Source organism: Sneathiella sp. (assembly GCF_002694385.1).
In the GTDB taxonomy this organism is placed as follows: domain Bacteria; phylum Pseudomonadota; class Alphaproteobacteria; order Sneathiellales; family Sneathiellaceae; genus Sneathiella.
This window is the reverse complement of the sequence record NZ_NZMB01000023.1, coordinates 31,517-47,246: the sequence shown is the minus strand read 5'-3', so window position 1 is coordinate 47,246 and position 15,730 is coordinate 31,517. Positions and strand designations below refer to the sequence as shown.

14 protein-coding genes are annotated in these 15,730 nt (G+C 54.9%); 9 read left to right on the top strand and 5 right to left on the bottom strand.

Translation table 11 applies throughout. The features are described from left to right. The 6 genes from CMN55_RS16050 (at window position 1) to CMN55_RS16025 (ending at window position 6,347) form a co-directional block, all read left to right on the top strand. A complete protein-coding gene (locus CMN55_RS16050; RefSeq protein WP_293951146.1) occupies window positions 1-1,257 on the top strand; it encodes a CaiB/BaiF CoA transferase family protein in 1,257 nt (418 codons plus the stop codon). A gap of 37 nt (window positions 1,258-1,294) precedes the next feature. After that, window positions 1,295-2,461: an acyl-CoA dehydrogenase family protein gene (locus CMN55_RS16045; protein WP_366932100.1), complete on the top strand. Its 1,167-nt coding sequence runs from the start codon at window positions 1,295-1,297 to the stop codon at window positions 2,459-2,461. Window positions 2,462-2,637: 176 nt separating this feature from the next. Beyond that, the gene (locus CMN55_RS16040; RefSeq protein WP_293951142.1) at window positions 2,638-3,711 is read left to right on the top strand and encodes a C4-dicarboxylate TRAP transporter substrate-binding protein; all 1,074 of its coding nucleotides are present in this window, start codon (window positions 2,638-2,640) and stop codon (window positions 3,709-3,711) included. Continuing rightward, window positions 3,696-4,253, top strand: a complete 558-nt coding sequence (locus CMN55_RS16035) for a TRAP transporter small permease (protein WP_293951140.1) — start codon at window positions 3,696-3,698, stop codon at window positions 4,251-4,253. The genes CMN55_RS16040 and CMN55_RS16035 overlap by 16 nt, the downstream gene beginning before the upstream one ends. A gap of 3 nt (window positions 4,254-4,256) precedes the next feature. Further along, window positions 4,257-5,597: a TRAP transporter large permease gene (locus CMN55_RS16030; protein WP_293951138.1), complete on the top strand. Its 1,341-nt coding sequence runs from the start codon at window positions 4,257-4,259 to the stop codon at window positions 5,595-5,597. A gap of 186 nt (window positions 5,598-5,783) precedes the next feature. After that, window positions 5,784-6,347, top strand: coding sequence for a MarR family winged helix-turn-helix transcriptional regulator (locus CMN55_RS16025; protein WP_293951136.1), 564 nt, complete (start codon window positions 5,784-5,786; stop codon window positions 6,345-6,347). Window positions 6,348-6,377: 30 nt separating this feature from the next. Here CMN55_RS16025 and CMN55_RS16020 read toward each other — a convergent pair whose 3' ends face one another. Next, window positions 6,378-7,682 (bottom strand): Rieske 2Fe-2S domain-containing protein, encoded by a 1,305-nt coding sequence (locus tag CMN55_RS16020; RefSeq protein WP_293951134.1) that lies wholly within the window; start codon window positions 7,680-7,682, stop codon window positions 6,378-6,380. A gap of 129 nt (window positions 7,683-7,811) precedes the next feature. Between CMN55_RS16020 and CMN55_RS16015 the strand changes: the two genes are divergently transcribed. Genes CMN55_RS16015 through CMN55_RS16005 form a run of 3 tightly spaced genes read left to right on the top strand, consistent with a single transcriptional unit; the run spans window position 7,812 to window position 10,980 of the window. Beyond that, on the top strand, window positions 7,812-8,765 hold the full coding sequence (locus tag CMN55_RS16015) for a PDR/VanB family oxidoreductase (protein WP_293951132.1): 954 nt from the start codon (window positions 7,812-7,814) through the stop codon (window positions 8,763-8,765). Next, window positions 8,755-9,972, top strand: coding sequence for a Gfo/Idh/MocA family protein (locus CMN55_RS16010; protein WP_293951130.1), 1,218 nt, complete (start codon window positions 8,755-8,757; stop codon window positions 9,970-9,972). Before CMN55_RS16015 ends, CMN55_RS16010 begins: the two co-directional genes overlap by 11 nt. Window positions 9,973-9,987: 15 nt before the next feature. Beyond that, the gene (locus CMN55_RS16005) at window positions 9,988-10,980 is read left to right on the top strand and encodes a PhnD/SsuA/transferrin family substrate-binding protein (protein ID WP_293951128.1); all 993 of its coding nucleotides are present in this window, start codon (window positions 9,988-9,990) and stop codon (window positions 10,978-10,980) included. A gap of 37 nt (window positions 10,981-11,017) precedes the next feature. On the opposite strand, the gene CMN55_RS16000 is transcribed toward CMN55_RS16005, so the two are convergent. From CMN55_RS16000 to CMN55_RS15985, 4 genes are all read right to left on the bottom strand, one after another. Continuing rightward, on the bottom strand, window positions 11,018-11,935 hold the full coding sequence (locus tag CMN55_RS16000) for a glutaminase (RefSeq protein ID WP_293951127.1): 918 nt from the start codon (window positions 11,933-11,935) through the stop codon (window positions 11,018-11,020). Between the two features lie 64 nt (window positions 11,936-11,999). Beyond that, the gene (locus CMN55_RS15995) at window positions 12,000-13,265 is read right to left on the bottom strand and encodes a glycerate kinase type-2 family protein (protein ID WP_293951275.1); all 1,266 of its coding nucleotides are present in this window, start codon (window positions 13,263-13,265) and stop codon (window positions 12,000-12,002) included. 84 nt (window positions 13,266-13,349) lie between these two features. After that, window positions 13,350-14,303 (bottom strand): PDR/VanB family oxidoreductase, encoded by a 954-nt coding sequence (locus tag CMN55_RS15990; RefSeq protein ID WP_366932099.1) that lies wholly within the window; start codon window positions 14,301-14,303, stop codon window positions 13,350-13,352. Window positions 14,304-14,469: 166 nt separating this feature from the next. Further along, window positions 14,470-15,654: a YlbE family protein gene (locus CMN55_RS15985; protein WP_293951123.1), complete on the bottom strand. Its 1,185-nt coding sequence runs from the start codon at window positions 15,652-15,654 to the stop codon at window positions 14,470-14,472. Between the last annotated feature and the right edge of the window lie 76 nt (window positions 15,655-15,730).

The window sequence follows — 15,730 nt, the reverse complement described above, 5'->3', positions numbered from 1 at the left end:
ATGGCTGAGAACTCTCCCGCATCGGCATCGAATACCCTCTTTTCCCGTCTCCGTGTGCTGGATGCGTCCAGCTATATCGCCGGACCGGCGGCAGCGGCAATCCTTGCGGATTTCGGAGCGGATGTGATCAAGGTGGAGCCGCCCGGAACAGGGGATCCTTATCGCCAGGTGCATCTGTCAGCGGGCAACCCGCCATGCGAGATCGCCTATAGTTGGCAGATGGATAACCGCAACAAGCGCAGCCTTGCCCTGGACCTTGCGGCGCCGGAGGGGATGGCCGTTTTTCACCGGCTGCTGCGTGACGCGGATGTGCTGATCCTGAATACCCCGCTCAAAAGCCGGAAAAAGCTGGGCCTTGCCTATGATGATCTGAAAGCGTTGAACCCGCGGCTTATCTACGCATCCTTCTCCGCCTATGGGGAGGAGGGACCCGAAGCGGAAAGGTCCGGCTTCGATCACACGGCGCTCTGGGCGCGAACCGGGCTGATGGACACTATTCGCCCGGCGCCGGATGCGCCGCCTTCCCGCGTTGCCCTTGGGATGGGAGATCATATCTCCGCGATCACCCTTTTTGCCTCGATCATGACGGCGTTGTATCGCCGGGAGGTAACGGGCGAGGGCGCGTCCGTCAAATCGAACCTGATGGCCAATGGTCTGTGGTGCAATTCGGTGCAGGTGCAGGCAATGCTGGCCGGGGCGGAGTATGATTATCGTCCGGCGCGGGAGACGGCGGATAATGCCCTTCATAATCTCTATCGCACATCGGATGATCGCTGGTTTCACCTTGTCTTGCTGCCGGAACAGAAGCGTTGGCCTGATCTGCTGACCGTGATTGAGCGGGAGGAACTGCAACAGGACATCCGTTTTGCAACTATGGCGGCACGGCACGCCCATGCGGGCGAATTGATCGAAATTCTCGATGCGATCTTTCTCTCCCGCGATATGGCGTATTGGCAACAACGGCTGGATGCGAAAAACATTCCCTTTGGCGCCGTTCACCGGCTGCGGGATATCCCGGAGGATATTCAGGCAAATGCCAGCGGCGCTTTAACGCCACTTTATGGTCTCGAAGGAAAGGCAGATCGTACTGTCAACAGCCCACTCTGGATTGACGGCGTTACGAAGCGTCCCGCGTGTCGCGCCCCGGAGCTTGGTGAGCATAGCATTCAGCTGCTCGAGGAAATTGGCTTTTCGGAGAAGGATATCGAAAAATTGATGGCGGCCGGAATTGTCGAGACCTGCAGCAAGCAGGCTTAGCGACAGATCCCGTCAGGAAAAATTGGAGGGAGTAATGATCGATTTGGGATGGACCGAGGAACAGATGGCAATTCGTGATGCCATCGACAGGAAATGCCAGAAATACAGCGCTAACTATTGGCTGGAGCGGGATACCGATGGTCAGTTTCCAGAAGAATTCGTAGAGGATATTGCGGCGGATGGCTGGCTCGGCATTGCCATGCCGGAAGCATATGGCGGGGCAGGTCTTGGCGTTACGGAGGCCTGCATCATGATGCAGGCCATCACGGAATCCGGGGCGGGATATACGGGCGGAGGCGGGGTTCATATCAATATCTTCGGGCCGAGCCCCATCGTTGCCTACGGGACGGAGGAGCAGAAACAGCGGATGTTGCCGCCGCTCATCCGCGGGGAAGACCGCTGCTGTTTCGGTGTGACGGAACCCAATGCGGGCCTCGATACCTCGGCAATCGAGACTAGGGCCGAATGGGACGGCACTAAATACATTATCAATGGCCGCAAGATGTGGACCTCCACTGCCCAGCGGGCCAATAAGATCTTGCTGCTGGTCCGCACAACGCCGCGCGATAAATGCAGCAAACCGACCGGTGGCATGTCGCTTTTTTATACAGATCTCGACCGCAAATATGTGGATGTGCAGAGAATTGACAAAATGGGCCGCAAGGCAGTCGATTCAAACGCCGTGTTTATTGATGGTCTGCCGGTTTCCAAAGATGATCTGATCGGAGAAGAGGGCAAGGGATTCAAATATATTCTGCATGGCATTAATGCGGAGCGCATCCTGATCGGCGCGGAAACTGTCGGTTATGGCCGGGCTGGACTGCACCGGGCCGTGGAATATGCGAAGGAACGCGTGGTGTTCGGTCGCCCCATCGGAATGAACCAGGGCATCCAGCACCCACTCGCCGATGCTTGGGCGCAGCTTGAAGCGGCCAACCTGATGTGTTTCCAGGCCGCGAAGCTCTATGACGCCGGAAAGCCATGTGGGGCGGAGGCGAATGCCGCGAAATATCTGGCGGCAGAAGCGGGGTTTACGGCGGTTGAACGGGCCGTGATGACCCATGGTGGCATGGGCTATGCGAAGGAATTTCATGTCGAACGATATTTCCGGGAAATCTTTCTGGCGCGGCTCGCCCCCGTTAGCCGTGAAATGATCCTGAATTATATTGGGGAGCATGTTCTGGGGCTGCCAAAGTCATATTGACAGCGGGCTTGAGTGGGGCACCATTGCTCCTTGACAATAATTAGATATCTAATAAATTTGTGAAATAAGAAATAAAAATAAGACGACGGGGAAGGGGTGGAAACCGATAATTCCGGCTAGGAGCGGGAGAGCGGGTTTTACTCCATATGGAAAAATCAACGCGGGAGACCTACCAAATGAGACTGACAAGAAACTGGACAAGGGCTGTGGCCGCCGTAACGCTCTCGGCTGCTGTTGCACTTTCGACAACAGCGCTGGCGCAAACGAAGCTACGCTGGTCTGAAGGGCAGCCGAACCGGGGCGTACAGGCCAATAACCTGCAATGGATGGCCGATGAAATCGGCAAGCGGACCAACGGCGAGGTAACGGCGGATATTCACTGGGGCGGCGCGTTGCTTGATTCACGCTCCGGCCTGAAGGGGGTTGGGAACCGCGCGGCGGATATTGCTGCGATCATATCCGCCTATACGCCGAAAGAACTGGCGGCCTACAGCGTGGGTGATGTGCCGATTGCCAATGCCGATGTCTGGGTTGGGATGCGGGCTATCTATGAGCTGTCTCTGACCCATCCGGCATTGCAGAAGATGTTCGATGAGCTCAACCTTGTCTATCTCACAAACCTGTCGACCAGCGCGATCCAGATTCTCTGCAAAGACAAGTTCATCACGACGCTGGATGATATAAAGGGAACCAAGATTCGCGCGGCGGGCTCCTATGGCGACGTGCTGAAAGATCTCGGGGCAGATGTGGTCCGGATGAGCCAGGGCAAGGTCTATACTGCCCTTGATTCAGGGGTGGTCGAATGTAACCAGAATTATCTCTATGCCATCGAGGTGTTCAAGCAGAATGAAGTGGCCAAGAAGCTGACGGAGCTGAATTGGGGGCAGCATCTGTCCTATGGCATTGTGATGAATAAAGATGCCTTTAACGAGATTTCCAAAGAAAATCAGGAGATTATTCGCCAAATCACATCGGATTTCATTGACCGGTTTGCACAGCAGCTGACCGAAGCTAATGTGAAAGCTCTGGAACGTATGACCAGCGGTGATGATCCGGTTGAAGTCGCGGCGATGGATCCTGCGGACAAGGAAAAACTCGAACAGATGGGCTATGACAAGGTTCCCGGCTGGATCGAGCGGATGAATTCCGAAGGCCTCCCGGCACAGGACATTTACGACAGCTATATGGCGCTGATCGCAAAATATGAAAAAATTCGTGATGAGCAGGGCTATCCGTGGAACAGGAAATAGGCCTCCCGAAAGAGGATCTGTCGGATCTGCGTCGGCTTGATCCGGCAATCCTTGTCTGGCTCGAAAAGCTGGGGCTGTGGATTTCCTGTGCGGGCATAGCTGTTCTCGGTTCCATGATTATTGTCACCGTGGTTGCCCGGTATTTCGTGGGCTCGATCATTCCAGATGATCTGATTATCGCGGGGGAATTGATGGTGACACTGGTGGCTCTGCCTTGGGCCTTTGTGACCGCTGATCGCGGCCATATCGCGGTGGAGCTGTTTACCAACTGGGCGACGGGCCGGGCGCGTATCCTGCTGGATATGTTCGCAGCCTTTGTCGGTCTGGTGATGGTTGTGCCGCTGACATATGCCACATGGATGGATCTTGTGACGGCGATTGAGTATGGCAGCTATTTTGATGGTGACCTGTATCTGCCGGAATGGCCGGGCCGGACTATGTTCTTTATCGGCTTTGCGCTGATGCTTGTCCGTATGCTGCTGGTTCTGATCACGGACCTGTTACGCCTCTATGATTATGATGAACCGAAAGTAAAGGAATAGCAGATGGATCCGTTTATGCTCGGAATTTGCGGCTTTCTGCTGGTCGTGCTGCTGTTGGTTCTGCGGGTTCCCATTGCCTTTGCTTTAGGGGCGGTGGCGGTTGGCTGCACCTTCCTTTTCTATGCCTGGCCTGAAGGTGGTGAGTTCAATATGGACGCCGGTTGGCGTAGTGCGGCGACGATTGTCACGGCAAACAGCTATGCCTTCGTGCATTCATTTGAACTGACAATGGTGCCTTTGTTTATTCTGCTAAGTCAGGTGGCGTTTCATGCCCGCATTACGACAGACATCTATAATGCGGCGCGGGTCTGGTTGGCGAGGCTACCAGGCGGACTCGCTATTGCATCCATTCTTGGCTGTGGCGGGTTTTCAGCAATTACAGGTTCCAGTGTTGCCTGCGCGGCCGCAATGGGACGGATCTGCACGCCGGAAATGCTGAAGGCGGGGTATGGTCCTCGGCTTGCAACCTCTTCGGTGGCGGTTGGCGGCACACTGGGATCCCTTATACCGCCGAGTGTGCCTTTCATTCTTTATGGCATTTTCACGGAAACCTCCATCAGCAAGCTGTTTCTGGCGGGCATTCTGCCAGGTCTCGTATCCATTGCCGGGTTTATTATCGTTGTCATGCTCTGGGTGAAAATAAATCCGGCGGAAGCGCCCACTTTCGGGGAAGAGCGGGTCCCGGGCGCCCGGCGGCGGGCAGCCGCTCAGGCGTGGCCCGCAATTCTGCTGTTTCTGATCATCGTGGTTGGTATCTATGGCGGCTTTTTCACAACAACAGAGGCGGCGGCCATCAGCGCGGGCGTTGCGGTGCTCCTCGGCTTTATCCTCCGGCGGCTGACCTGGTCGAGTTTTTTTGAGTCATTGAAAGAAACGGCCTATCAGACGGCCATGATCTTCATGATTGTTTTCGGCGCGAAGATTTTCGTCTCTTTCATTTCCCTTACGGAAGTATCCCCCTGGATCATCCATCATATCGAGGCGGCCAATGTCTCCGACTGGGTTGTCATCGGGGTGATCTGCCTGATGTTTCTAGTGCTGGGCATGTTTCTGGACCCGATTGGCATCCTGCTGCTCACTTTGCCCGTTTCTGTACCTCTGATAGAGAATATGGGGATGGATCTGATCTGGTTTGGTGTCATCGTCGTCAAGCTGCTGGAAATTGGCCTGATTACACCGCCTGTGGGTCTCAACGCCTTTGTCATCAAGGCGGTTGTCGGGCGAGATGTGGAGTTGAGTTCAATTTTCGCGGGTATATCCAGATTTCTGATTGCGGAAGGCGCTATCCTTTTGTTGCTGCTGTTTATTCCGGCTATATCCCTGCTGCTGCCGAATAGTATGTAAATCTTTCAGCATCTGAAACATGAGGTTATCCGGCCGATAAGACAACGCGCCTGTTATGGTTAATATTTGTAACGCAATGGTTTCCCTTCCTCTAAGAAAGGGGTAAACTGTATTGCAGTGCAGTATTTACGGGCAAAGGAAAAAGCCTCTTGTGCGTAGAGTTGTGATCCACGGAAATGGGCGAACATGAACAAATCGGAAAAAGAACGGATCGAGGCGGATGCGACAACCCGTGCAATTCTGGCGCATTGGGATCAGATAAATCCGGATGATCGTATTGCCCATCTGGTTCGGGATCTGGCGCGTGGATTCAACCGTTCATTGCAGACCCGGCTTGCCGATTACGGCGTTTCCTTCGGTCACTGGATTTTTCTGCGCGCCATGTGGCATCGCGATGGTGTTACCCAGCGTGATCTGGCTATACAGGTCGGCCTGACGGAGCCGACAGCCCATACGGCGATCACCAAGATGGTTGAACTTGGCTATGTGACCCGCCGTCGCCGCGAAGGTAATCTGAAGAAGCAATATATCTTCCTGACCAAGGCAGGGAAGGCGCTGGAAAGCAAGCTGGTTCCGCTGGCGCAGGAGGTGAACCAGGTTGCACTGGCGGGCATTGATGAGGAAACGCAGAAGGTGGTGCGTAGCGCGTTACTGAAAATGGTGAGAAATCTTGCGCTTGATGAAGCCAACGCCCTTGCCGAGGGAAAGAAAATCCCCTCAACAAGGAGTTTGGGAGCCGGGAATCTTTAGGGCGACAAGAGATATTTCCCGCAAGAGAACTCAGGAAGCTGCCTTTGCCATATTGTTTAGGATGGCCTGTTCGGTTGCCTGCGTGCCAAGGGTGAGCCAGTCCGTTCCCTTGGAGACAATCCCCTGATAGGAGGCAATCTCGATTTGCGGCACCCGCGGTTCTGCTGTCCCGATGGCGGCATCGGCGCCATCACGGAACTGCTTCACCGCCTCCACCATGAGACGACGGAATTCGACGACGGCAATATCGCTGGCCCCCAAAGTATCACGGCTGCGGTCCGCTATTTTTCCCATGCTGACCCACATGGCGATATCCTGATTGGGGATGCCCTTGATGCCGGTGAAGTTCCCGCTGGCCATCGCATCGCGATCTTGTCCGAAATCATTGTCCATGGTGCGACGGGAATTGTAATGCTCGTCAATATCGACGCCCTTCACCAGATGGTTGAAGGCACGCCATTCGTCCGTGCCGACTGTATCCGTACCACCCCAGGAGATGAAATAGAACCAGGTGGAAGTATCATCGGCCGGGACGACCACACTCGCCACATTATAGGAGGAATTCGGCGGTATCAGGGAGATGAACGGCGCGACGTAAACGGTAATGCGGGCATAATCATGGGTTTGCGCATTCTTGATTGGCCTGCGTAACGCAACATAGCGAAAACCATATGGCGTCACCTGCGAGATCATGCGCGGGGCTTTGTCTGTGGAGGGGCGTGTCCAGTTGGTCGATGTCGCGCCCGCCGATTCAACGCGGGCCGGTACCATATCGGATGAATGCAGGCTGGAGGAATGGGCAGAGTCGATCTGCCCTTCCTGTATTTGCGCCCAGTTGCAAGGAACCTTTACCTTGGTAATGGAGACTTGCGTGCTGTCATTGGGGGAAAAGGGAGGGCGCTGAAATGCTATCTTTTCCGCCGCCGGCCCCATATAAGCCCAAACAAAGCCACCTGCCTCCGCTGTCGGATAGGATTTGATCTTTGTCTTTTCTTTCATCGGCGTGCCGACCGGCTCGGACGGCATTTCGACCACATTTCCTTCAATATCGAATTTCCAGCCATGATAAAGGCAGCGAAGCCCGCATTGTTCATTGCGGCCGTAAGCGAGAGAAGGGCCGCGATGCGGACAGAATTCATCCAGCAGCCCGACTTTACCTTCGGAATTACGAAAGGCGACAAGCTCCTCGCCCAGCAATTTAACGCGGACAGGCTTGCCGTCGGTAACGAGCTCCTCTGACATCAACGCCGGTATCCAGTGACGGCGCATCAATTGCCCCATGGGCGCATTTCCTTCCACACGGCACAAGAGATCATTCTCTTCTGGCGTCAGCATTGGAGCCTCCAAAATAATTTAGACATCTAAGAAAACAATGTAGAATCGAAACTGCGGGTTTGTCTAGCCCTTGCAAAAATAAAATTAGATATCTAATATAATTTTTAAAAGCACTGAGTATCCGGAAATATGATGGAAAGTGAATTTATAAAAGTTGTCATTACGGACAAACGGCTTGTCGGGCCTGATCATGGTATTCTGGAATTGAAGCCCGTTGATGGAAGTGAGTTGCCGACCTTTTCCGCAGGTTCGCACATCGGTGTAAGGACACCTGAGGGTAGTATGCGGCAATATTCTCTTGCCAACAGCCCGTTGGAGAGGGATCGCTATCTCATCGCCGTTCGTGCGGACAGGGTGGGGCGGGGCGCATCGCGGAGCATGGTGGAGAAAACTCAGGCGGGCGATATTTTGAAAATCCTGCCGCCTGAAAATAATTTCGAACTGGTCCCTGCCAATGAATATCTCTTCATTGCCGGAGGTATTGGCATTACGCCGATCCTGTCCATGTGTCACAAGCTGGCCGCAGACGGGCATCAGAATTTCCGGGTCATCTACTGCACCCAGTCGCGGGAAAATACGGTTTTCGCTGACGAGTTGGAGACCGCCGATTTTGCCGCCAATGTCATCCTGCACCATGATGGGGGCGATCCCGCGCATCTTTATGATCTCTGGCCGCATCTTGAGCAGCCGACGGCGGCGCATGTCTATTGTTGTGGCCCGAAGATGATGATGGAAGATGTCCGGGACATGTCCGGGCATTGGCCGGAGCAGCAGATTCATTTCGAGGATTTCAAGCCGGTCGAGGTGAGCCAGGCCGATGACAGGGAGTTCACCGTCTTGTTAAAAAAATCCGGTGCGCGGATCACGGTTCCGAAAAACCAGACCATTCTCGAAACTCTGCGTGAACGGGGGTATGATTTACGCTCCTCCTGTGAGAGCGGCACCTGCGGCGCCTGTAAAACGGTCCTGCTAGACGGGGATGTGGAGCATCGGGATCTGGTGTTGAGTGACAAGGAGAGGGACAGGTTCATTATGATTTGTGTCTCACGCGCGGCAGACGAGGAGATCACGATTGACCTCTGAGATGTCGACGAATGCGATCGCCGCGCTTGGCCTTGGTGTCGTTGGCCTTGGTCGAGCCTTTATGTTGACCCTTCCCTCAATTCTTGCCGATAAACGGATCCGGTTGGCGGGAGCGGTGGATCCGCGCGTTGAGGCGCGGGAAGAATTCGCATCCCGGTTTTCTGCACCGGCTTATGAAACTCTCTCCGAAATGCTGAACAATTCGGCGGTTGAGTTGGTGTATGTCGCAAGTCCGCATCAATTACATAGGGAGCATGCCCTTGCGGCCCTTGCGGCCGGGCGGCATGTGCTCATCGAAAAACCGGTAGCACTCTCGCTTGATGACAGCCGCGCAATCATCAATGCGGCGGACCATAACAATCGCCATGTCGCCGTCGGGCCTAGCCATAGTTTCGATCCGCAAATCGCCATGGCGCTGGAGATTATCAAGTCCGGAAAATATGGCGCTCTGCGTATGATCCGGGCGAACTATGACACCGATTTCATGTATCGTCCCCGGCGGGCGGAGGAGTTGACGACGAAAACCGGTGGCGGCGTTATTTTCAGTCAGGCCGTCCATCATATCGACATTGTCCGTCTGCTTGCGGGGGGAAAGACGCGGCGGGTTACGGCGCTGACGGGTAACTGGGATAAGGCCCGTCCGTCAGAAGGGGCCTATATGGCGCTGCTGGAATTTGAAAATGGCGTCACCGCGAACCTGACTTATTCCGGCTATGCGCATTATGATGGGGATGAGAGCGCGGGCTGGATGGGCGAGTTGGGGCAGCGCAAGGATCCGTCGGAGTATGGTGCAGCCCGGCGAAAACTGCGAACGGTGAAAAATCCGGAGGAAGAGACCGCCCTGAAAGCCATGCGGGGCTTTGGCCTTGGCGAACTGCCACGCGATCCCGATGGAAATGAGCATTTTGGCGAGCTTATGCTCAGTCTTGATCATGCGGACATTCGCATCGGCCCTGAAAAAATCCGGATATATGGGGATGAGGCCGTGACAACACTTCCCGTTGAGCCGCTCGCTGCCGGTCGCAGACATGTCATGGACGCGATTTGGCAGATGGTGCGGGAAAACCATCTCCCCGTCCAGAATGCCCGCTGGGGCCATGCGACGTTGGAGGTCTGCCACGCAATTCTGAAAAGTGCGCAAGGCGGAAATTGGCAACCACTGAAAGAACAGGTCGCCGTGCCGGGTTACCCTATAGAAAATAAGTAAAGGCGGGAGAAGGGAATGAGCAAATTACGACTTTCAATTGCGGTCGGTGACTATGACAGGAACCGGCCTCTGATCGATGGGCGTCTACAGATAGACGGCGTTGATCCGGTTTTTATGGCTTTGTCGCCGGAGGAGATGTTCTTTCGCGCTTTTCGTCATCAGGATTTCGACATATCGGAGGTTTCCTTCGCCAGTCAGGTCCTCAGTATCGCGCAAAACCGTTCGCAATATCAGGCGTTGCCGATTTTCCTTTCCCGTGCTTTCCGGCACAGCGCCATCTATATCCGCACCGATAAGGGAATCACCTCTCCGGAAAAACTGAAAGGGAAAAAGATTGGCATCGCAGAATATCAACTCAGCGCCAATGTCTGGGCGCGTGCGCTGCTGGAAGATGAATATGGCGTAAAGCCGTCTGATATAAACTGGGTGCGCGGAGGGATGAATTCTGCCGGGCGGCCTGAAAAACTGGCGTTCAACCTGCCGAGCGATGTGATGATTACTCCGGCGCCGGAAGGCAAATCTCTCAATGATCTATTGATCAGTGGGGAGATTGATGGGTTTATCGGCCCGCGCAGCCCGAAATGCTATGACGATCATCATCCAGATATCGACCGGCTGTTTGGCAATACGGTAAAGACCGCGAGTGCTTACTGGAAAAAGACCGGGATATTCCCGATCATGCATCTCCTGGGGGTTCGCCGCAGTCTGCTGGAGGCGCATCCCTTCCTTGCGGGCGCTTTGATGAAGGCATTTTCGGCCTCCAAGGCGATGGCGGAGGAGCTTCTTTCAGATACTTCCGCAACCAAGGTGACGATGCCGTTTGTCGAAGATCATCTGCGCGAGGCGCGGGCGCTTATGGGCAACAATTTCTGGTCCTATGGCATTGCAGGCAATGAAACAACGATTGAGGCTTTTCTTGATCACCATCATCGGCAAGGCCTGTCAGAGCGGCGTGTGACGATGGAAGAACTGTTTCCAAAAAATGCCCTTGAAAGCTATAGCCTGTAACCTGCGGATGATGCGAAGGGAGTGCTCGCTACTCCTTCTATCCGAAGACGGACCAGCCGGTTTTTTGCGCGAAGATTTCCATTGCTTCCGTGCCGAGTTTGGAATTGCCATAGCTGTTAAGGCCCGGCGACCAGACCGCGATGGAGGCACGCATGGGCGCAATTACCAGAATGCCGCCGCCGACGCCGCTTTTTCCGGGGAGCCCAACCCGGAAGGCAAAATCGCCTGATCCGTTATAATGCCCACAGGTCAGCATCAACGCATTGATGCGGCGGATGCGGGCGCTTGAAATCAGCCGAGGAATAATGCTTCCTTCCGCATTCATGAGGAAGCGGCCGGATCTTGCGAGCTGTGCGCAGTTCATTTCGATGGCGCATTGATGGAAATACGTGCCAAGCGTGAGGTCAATTTCGTTCCGCAGATTGCCAAAAGATCGCATGAAATGAGCGAGGGCGGTATTGCGTGCGCCCGTCGCCTTTTCCGAAAGCGCGACGCGGTCATTGATATGAATGTCTTCATCATCGGCGGCAACGCGGATAAAGCGCAGCAACTCGCCAAGGGTTTCCGCCGGGGTGCTGCCTGCTAGAATTGCGTCCGTCACAACAATGGCTCCGGCATTGATGAAGGGATTTCGCGGAATGCCTTTTTCATACTCAAGCTGAACGATGGAATCGAACGCATAGCCTGACGGCTCCCGCCCGACATGGTTCCACAGGCTGTCACCAAGTCGGCCGAGCGCTAGGGCCAGCGAAAATACCTTCGAAATGCTCTGAATGGAGAAGGGCGTTGCGGCATCCCCGGCCGAATGCTGCTCCCCATTGGCGAGACAGACGCTGATTCCGAACTGTGCAGGGTCAATTCGGGCAAGTTCAGGGATATAATCGGCAACTTTTCCGCGATCCTTATGCTGCCGCGCCATATCGCTGATGTTTTCGAGCAGGCGTTTGATATTCATGCTTCGCTCCACCGATTAAGTAAAGATGTAAACGCAGATATTTCAGATGATTAAGGTTTGTATTTCAAGCAACAGGATAAATCAGAAAGGCCCTGAAATCATTGACATTGGTCAGTGTGGGACCGGTAATAATCTGCATCTCCAGTTTTTCAAAAAAGCTGTGGCTGTCATTATTCTCAAGGAAGGCGTGGACATCTAATCCCCTTGCCGCCGCCCGCCGCCATGCGACAGGAGCGATCAACGCCCCTGCGACTTCTGCCGCCCCATCGACGCCGTCCGTATCGCAGGCGAGGCCATAGATTCCTTCAGCGCCTGCCAGGGTGATGAAGGCGGACAACAGAAATTCCGCATTGGGTCCGCCAACGCCATCGCCGCGCCGCGTAACGGTGCATTCCCCACCGGAAAGCAGCAGGAGCGGCGCATCCCCCGGTTTCATTTTGTGTTGCAGATCAAGGGCGAGTTTCGCCTGCTGCTCTCCGATATCGCGCGCTTCGCCTTCGATAGCATCCCCAAGGATACGGACTTGAACGCCATAGTCTTGCGCGCGTTTCATGGCTGCCGCCAACGACTGGGCGGGGGAGGCAATGACTCGGTTCTCCGTGTGGGAAAGGGCCTCGGCGCCCGGCGCCAGAACTCCTGAGGATCCGGCAAGGGCAGCCTCGATGGAGGGCGGAATTTTCGCCTTGATCCCGTCCAGGATCGCGCGGGCCTCCGCCGCCGTACTGTTATCGCCGACGGTCGGGCCGGAGGCGATGTGGGCGGGATTGTCGCCCGGCACGTCGGAAATCATCAGCGTTCTCATATGGGCGGGATATGCCGCCGCGGCGAGCTGCCCGCCTTTGACCTTGGACAGATGTTTGCGAACGATATTGATCTTGTCGATGGCAACACCAGAGGCAAGCAGCTGATTGGTGATCTGCTGTTTTTCAGCGAGAGTGATCTCCCCTGCCGGACAGACTAGCAGAGCCGAGCCGCCTCCCGATATCAGGGTGAGGACATGATCCTCCGGCCCGCATCTTTCAAGCAGTTCAAGAAGGCGGCGTGTTGCAGTTACGCCGGTTTCATCTGGAATGGGATGGCCGGCTTCGATAATCTCGATGCCGCGGCAGGGGCGCGCGTAACCATAACGGGTGATGACAAGACCTTCACAGGCGCCCCAGACGCTTTCCACTGCCTCTGCCATACGGGCCGATGCTTTGCCCGCACCGATCACCAACAGCCGTCCTGCCGGTTTGGGGCCGAGCAGGGGAGGAATGAGTGTCATAGGATCCGCCGACCGCACCGCTGTATCGAACAATTCTTTCAGGATTTGTAGGGGGTCTATGTCCATCATTTCCTTCAGCCTTTCTGTTATGAGCGAGAAGGTCGAGCGGAGCGGGAGAGGGGCTAGGATAATCCGGATGCATCTTTCCGCTTAAAGATCAAGTATCAACAGATCGCTTTTCGAGCGAGAACAGCAGGGCGTGATCAGGTCGTTTGCAGCCCGTTCCTCATCACTCAGGATATCATCACGGTGATCGGGAATGCCGCCGAGCACCGCCGTAATGCAGGTGCCGCAAATGCCCTGTTCGCAGGATAGGGGAAGATGGATGCCCTGGCGTTTGAGGGCGGCGGCAATGCTTTCATCGGCGGCTACTTCAATAATCTCGCCCGTACTGGCGATTTTTACCTGAAAAGCCCGGTCCCCGTCACTGACCTGATGGGGAGTGGGGGTAAAATATTCGCGGTGAATCGCTTCTTCCGGCCAGTTTTTTTGCGCTTCTTCGATCACCGCATCCATAAAGCCTTGCGGACCGCAGACATACAGATGCATGCCCGGTTCAAAATGCTCGAGAAGCCCCGGAATATTGAGAAGCTGCTCCGTCGCTTCGTCATCGAAATGGGTATTGACCGTTTGCGCATAGGGGGCTGAGGCCATCATTTCGAGAAAAGCAGTATTAGACCGTGTGCGGGCGCAGTAGTGCATTTCAAATTGCGCCCCGATATGAGTGAGTCGCTCCGCCATGGAGAGCAGGGGGGTAACTCCGATCCCTCCCGCCAGCAGCAATGTTTTTGAGGCCGTTTCGTCAAGGGAAAAGGCATTGCGCGGGGAACTGATGGTTAAAATATCCCCCTCCTGAAGATGATCATGCAGATGTTTTGATCCGCCTCGGCCGGTTTCTTCCCGAAGGACGCCAAGAACATATCTGTGCGTCTCCGCCGGATTGTTCAGCAAGGAATACTGGCGGATGAGATCTTTCCCCAAATGAACATCGATATGCGACCCGGCGGTAAAAGCGGGTAGTGGCCGCTCGTCCGCATCCCGCAGTTCGTAACTCATGATCGTATCGCTTTCGCGTTTCTTATGGCGGATGACGACCTTTATCAAATTTGTCACGGTGAAATTCCTGCTGTTCGGCTTGGACTTATAAGGATTGTAATGCTGCCGGGTCTCATTTTCCCACCCACGAAAGAAAGGGATTTCCAATCAGAAACTTGATGTAACAGCGTGTTATGTTGCATGGGGTCAAGAGTGCAATGGTTGTTTGATAGGATCAGAAGGCTCCATATCTCTGAATATAGGCTTCCCTTGCCTTTGTGAAGCATTCCATGGGCGCACGGACGATCCCGGCGCCGATCTGCCCGCCATCCCGGCCGGGGATGCCGATATCCATGGCGGGAAGAACTTTCGTATCAATTACCTTGAAAATGTCAATCCCGGTCGGGGAACCGCGATAGTCGAGAGCCGGAATCTGATAGTCTGGGTTCTCGCCGAGCGTAATGTTGTAAAGCTCCATATTTCGGTCGATCATTGCCTGTGCCGACCCGCCCTGATAACGCTGGAGCGGGAAGGCTGCCGCCTGTGCAAAGCCGCCAAGGCCGATGGTTTCGGTAATGGTGCTTTCACCTCCCATCCAGGTGATCTCCTCTTGCGTATGGCCGTCAAAAAGTTGCGCCTCCACGGTGGCGTGGGGTCCCGTAAACCATTGATCACCCAGTCCGCTTACCCGGATGGCAAAACCCCGGCAGTTGAAGGCCATCGCCGTCACCATGCTTGAGCCTTCCACATGGTGCGCCGCATCCGCCGTTGCCTTTGCCGCAGCCATGGACAGGCGCAGAAAGAAATAATGATCCTCGGTCAGCGCGGTGACGGCTTCATGCACGGCCTGTTTATCCTTTTCTGCAATCTCGATCAGATAAGGAAACAATTCGCGTGTGAAGATGAGTGCGGCGGCCGTGCTGCGGCTATGCAGCTCATCTCCCATATGTAACGCCCGGCGGATGATCGGCTTGAGGGGGATACCGCCTGAAAGGCGGACAGCCTCGGCAATCACTGGTGACACCCGCGTGTTGACGTAAGTCAACCGATCATGGACGCCCTGATCATAGACCCCGTAATTCAGGCGTCGAGGGTTTGTGCCCTCATACATATTGCAAAAACCGAGATTTCCAGCAGTTTCATTCTCAATCAATAGAACCGGCATAGACGCTGTATAAATTCCGGCCAGCGAGCCGACACAGCCATGATCATGGCATCCGTCAATCCGTATGTCTCCGGCATCCAGTCCGGCGATGGCCGTCTCACGATTCTGGGCTAGACCTTCAAATTGGGCGCCGCCGATAATAGCTTCGCGCTGACCCCCTGCATAGTCTTCCCATTTCATCGGCGGGCCGGATGTCAGGATCAGATCGGGTGTCATTCCGGGCAGCACATCGATAGCATTCCGAATGTCTTTCAAAACTGGTTCCGCACGGCAAATTTGCTGCCAGGCTTCAAGATTTGCAGAATCTCTTTTTATGCTGCTAGTCGCCATT

Bases quoted from the DNA above. Each gene is read 5' to 3' on its own strand.
- CMN55_RS16050 (WP_293951146.1), top strand. From the start codon at position 1: ATGGCTGAGAACTCTCCCGCATCGGCATCGAATACCCTCTTTTCCCGT.
- CMN55_RS16040 (WP_293951142.1), top strand. From the start codon at position 2,638: ATGAGACTGACAAGAAACTGGACAAGGGCTGTGGCCGCCGTAACGCTC.
- CMN55_RS16030 (WP_293951138.1), top strand. From the start codon at position 4,257: ATGGATCCGTTTATGCTCGGAATTTGCGGCTTTCTGCTGGTCGTGCTG.
- CMN55_RS16025 (WP_293951136.1), top strand. From the start codon at position 5,784: ATGAACAAATCGGAAAAAGAACGGATCGAGGCGGATGCGACAACCCGT.
- CMN55_RS16020 (WP_293951134.1), bottom strand. From the start codon at position 7,682: ATGCTGACGCCAGAAGAGAATGATCTCTTGTGCCGTGTGGAAGGAAAT.
- CMN55_RS16015 (WP_293951132.1), top strand. From the start codon at position 7,812: ATGATGGAAAGTGAATTTATAAAAGTTGTCATTACGGACAAACGGCTT.
- CMN55_RS16005 (WP_293951128.1), top strand. From the start codon at position 9,988: ATGAGCAAATTACGACTTTCAATTGCGGTCGGTGACTATGACAGGAAC.
- CMN55_RS16000 (WP_293951127.1), bottom strand. From the start codon at position 11,935: ATGAATATCAAACGCCTGCTCGAAAACATCAGCGATATGGCGCGGCAG.
- CMN55_RS15995 (WP_293951275.1), bottom strand. From the start codon at position 13,265: ATGGACATAGACCCCCTACAAATCCTGAAAGAATTGTTCGATACAGCG.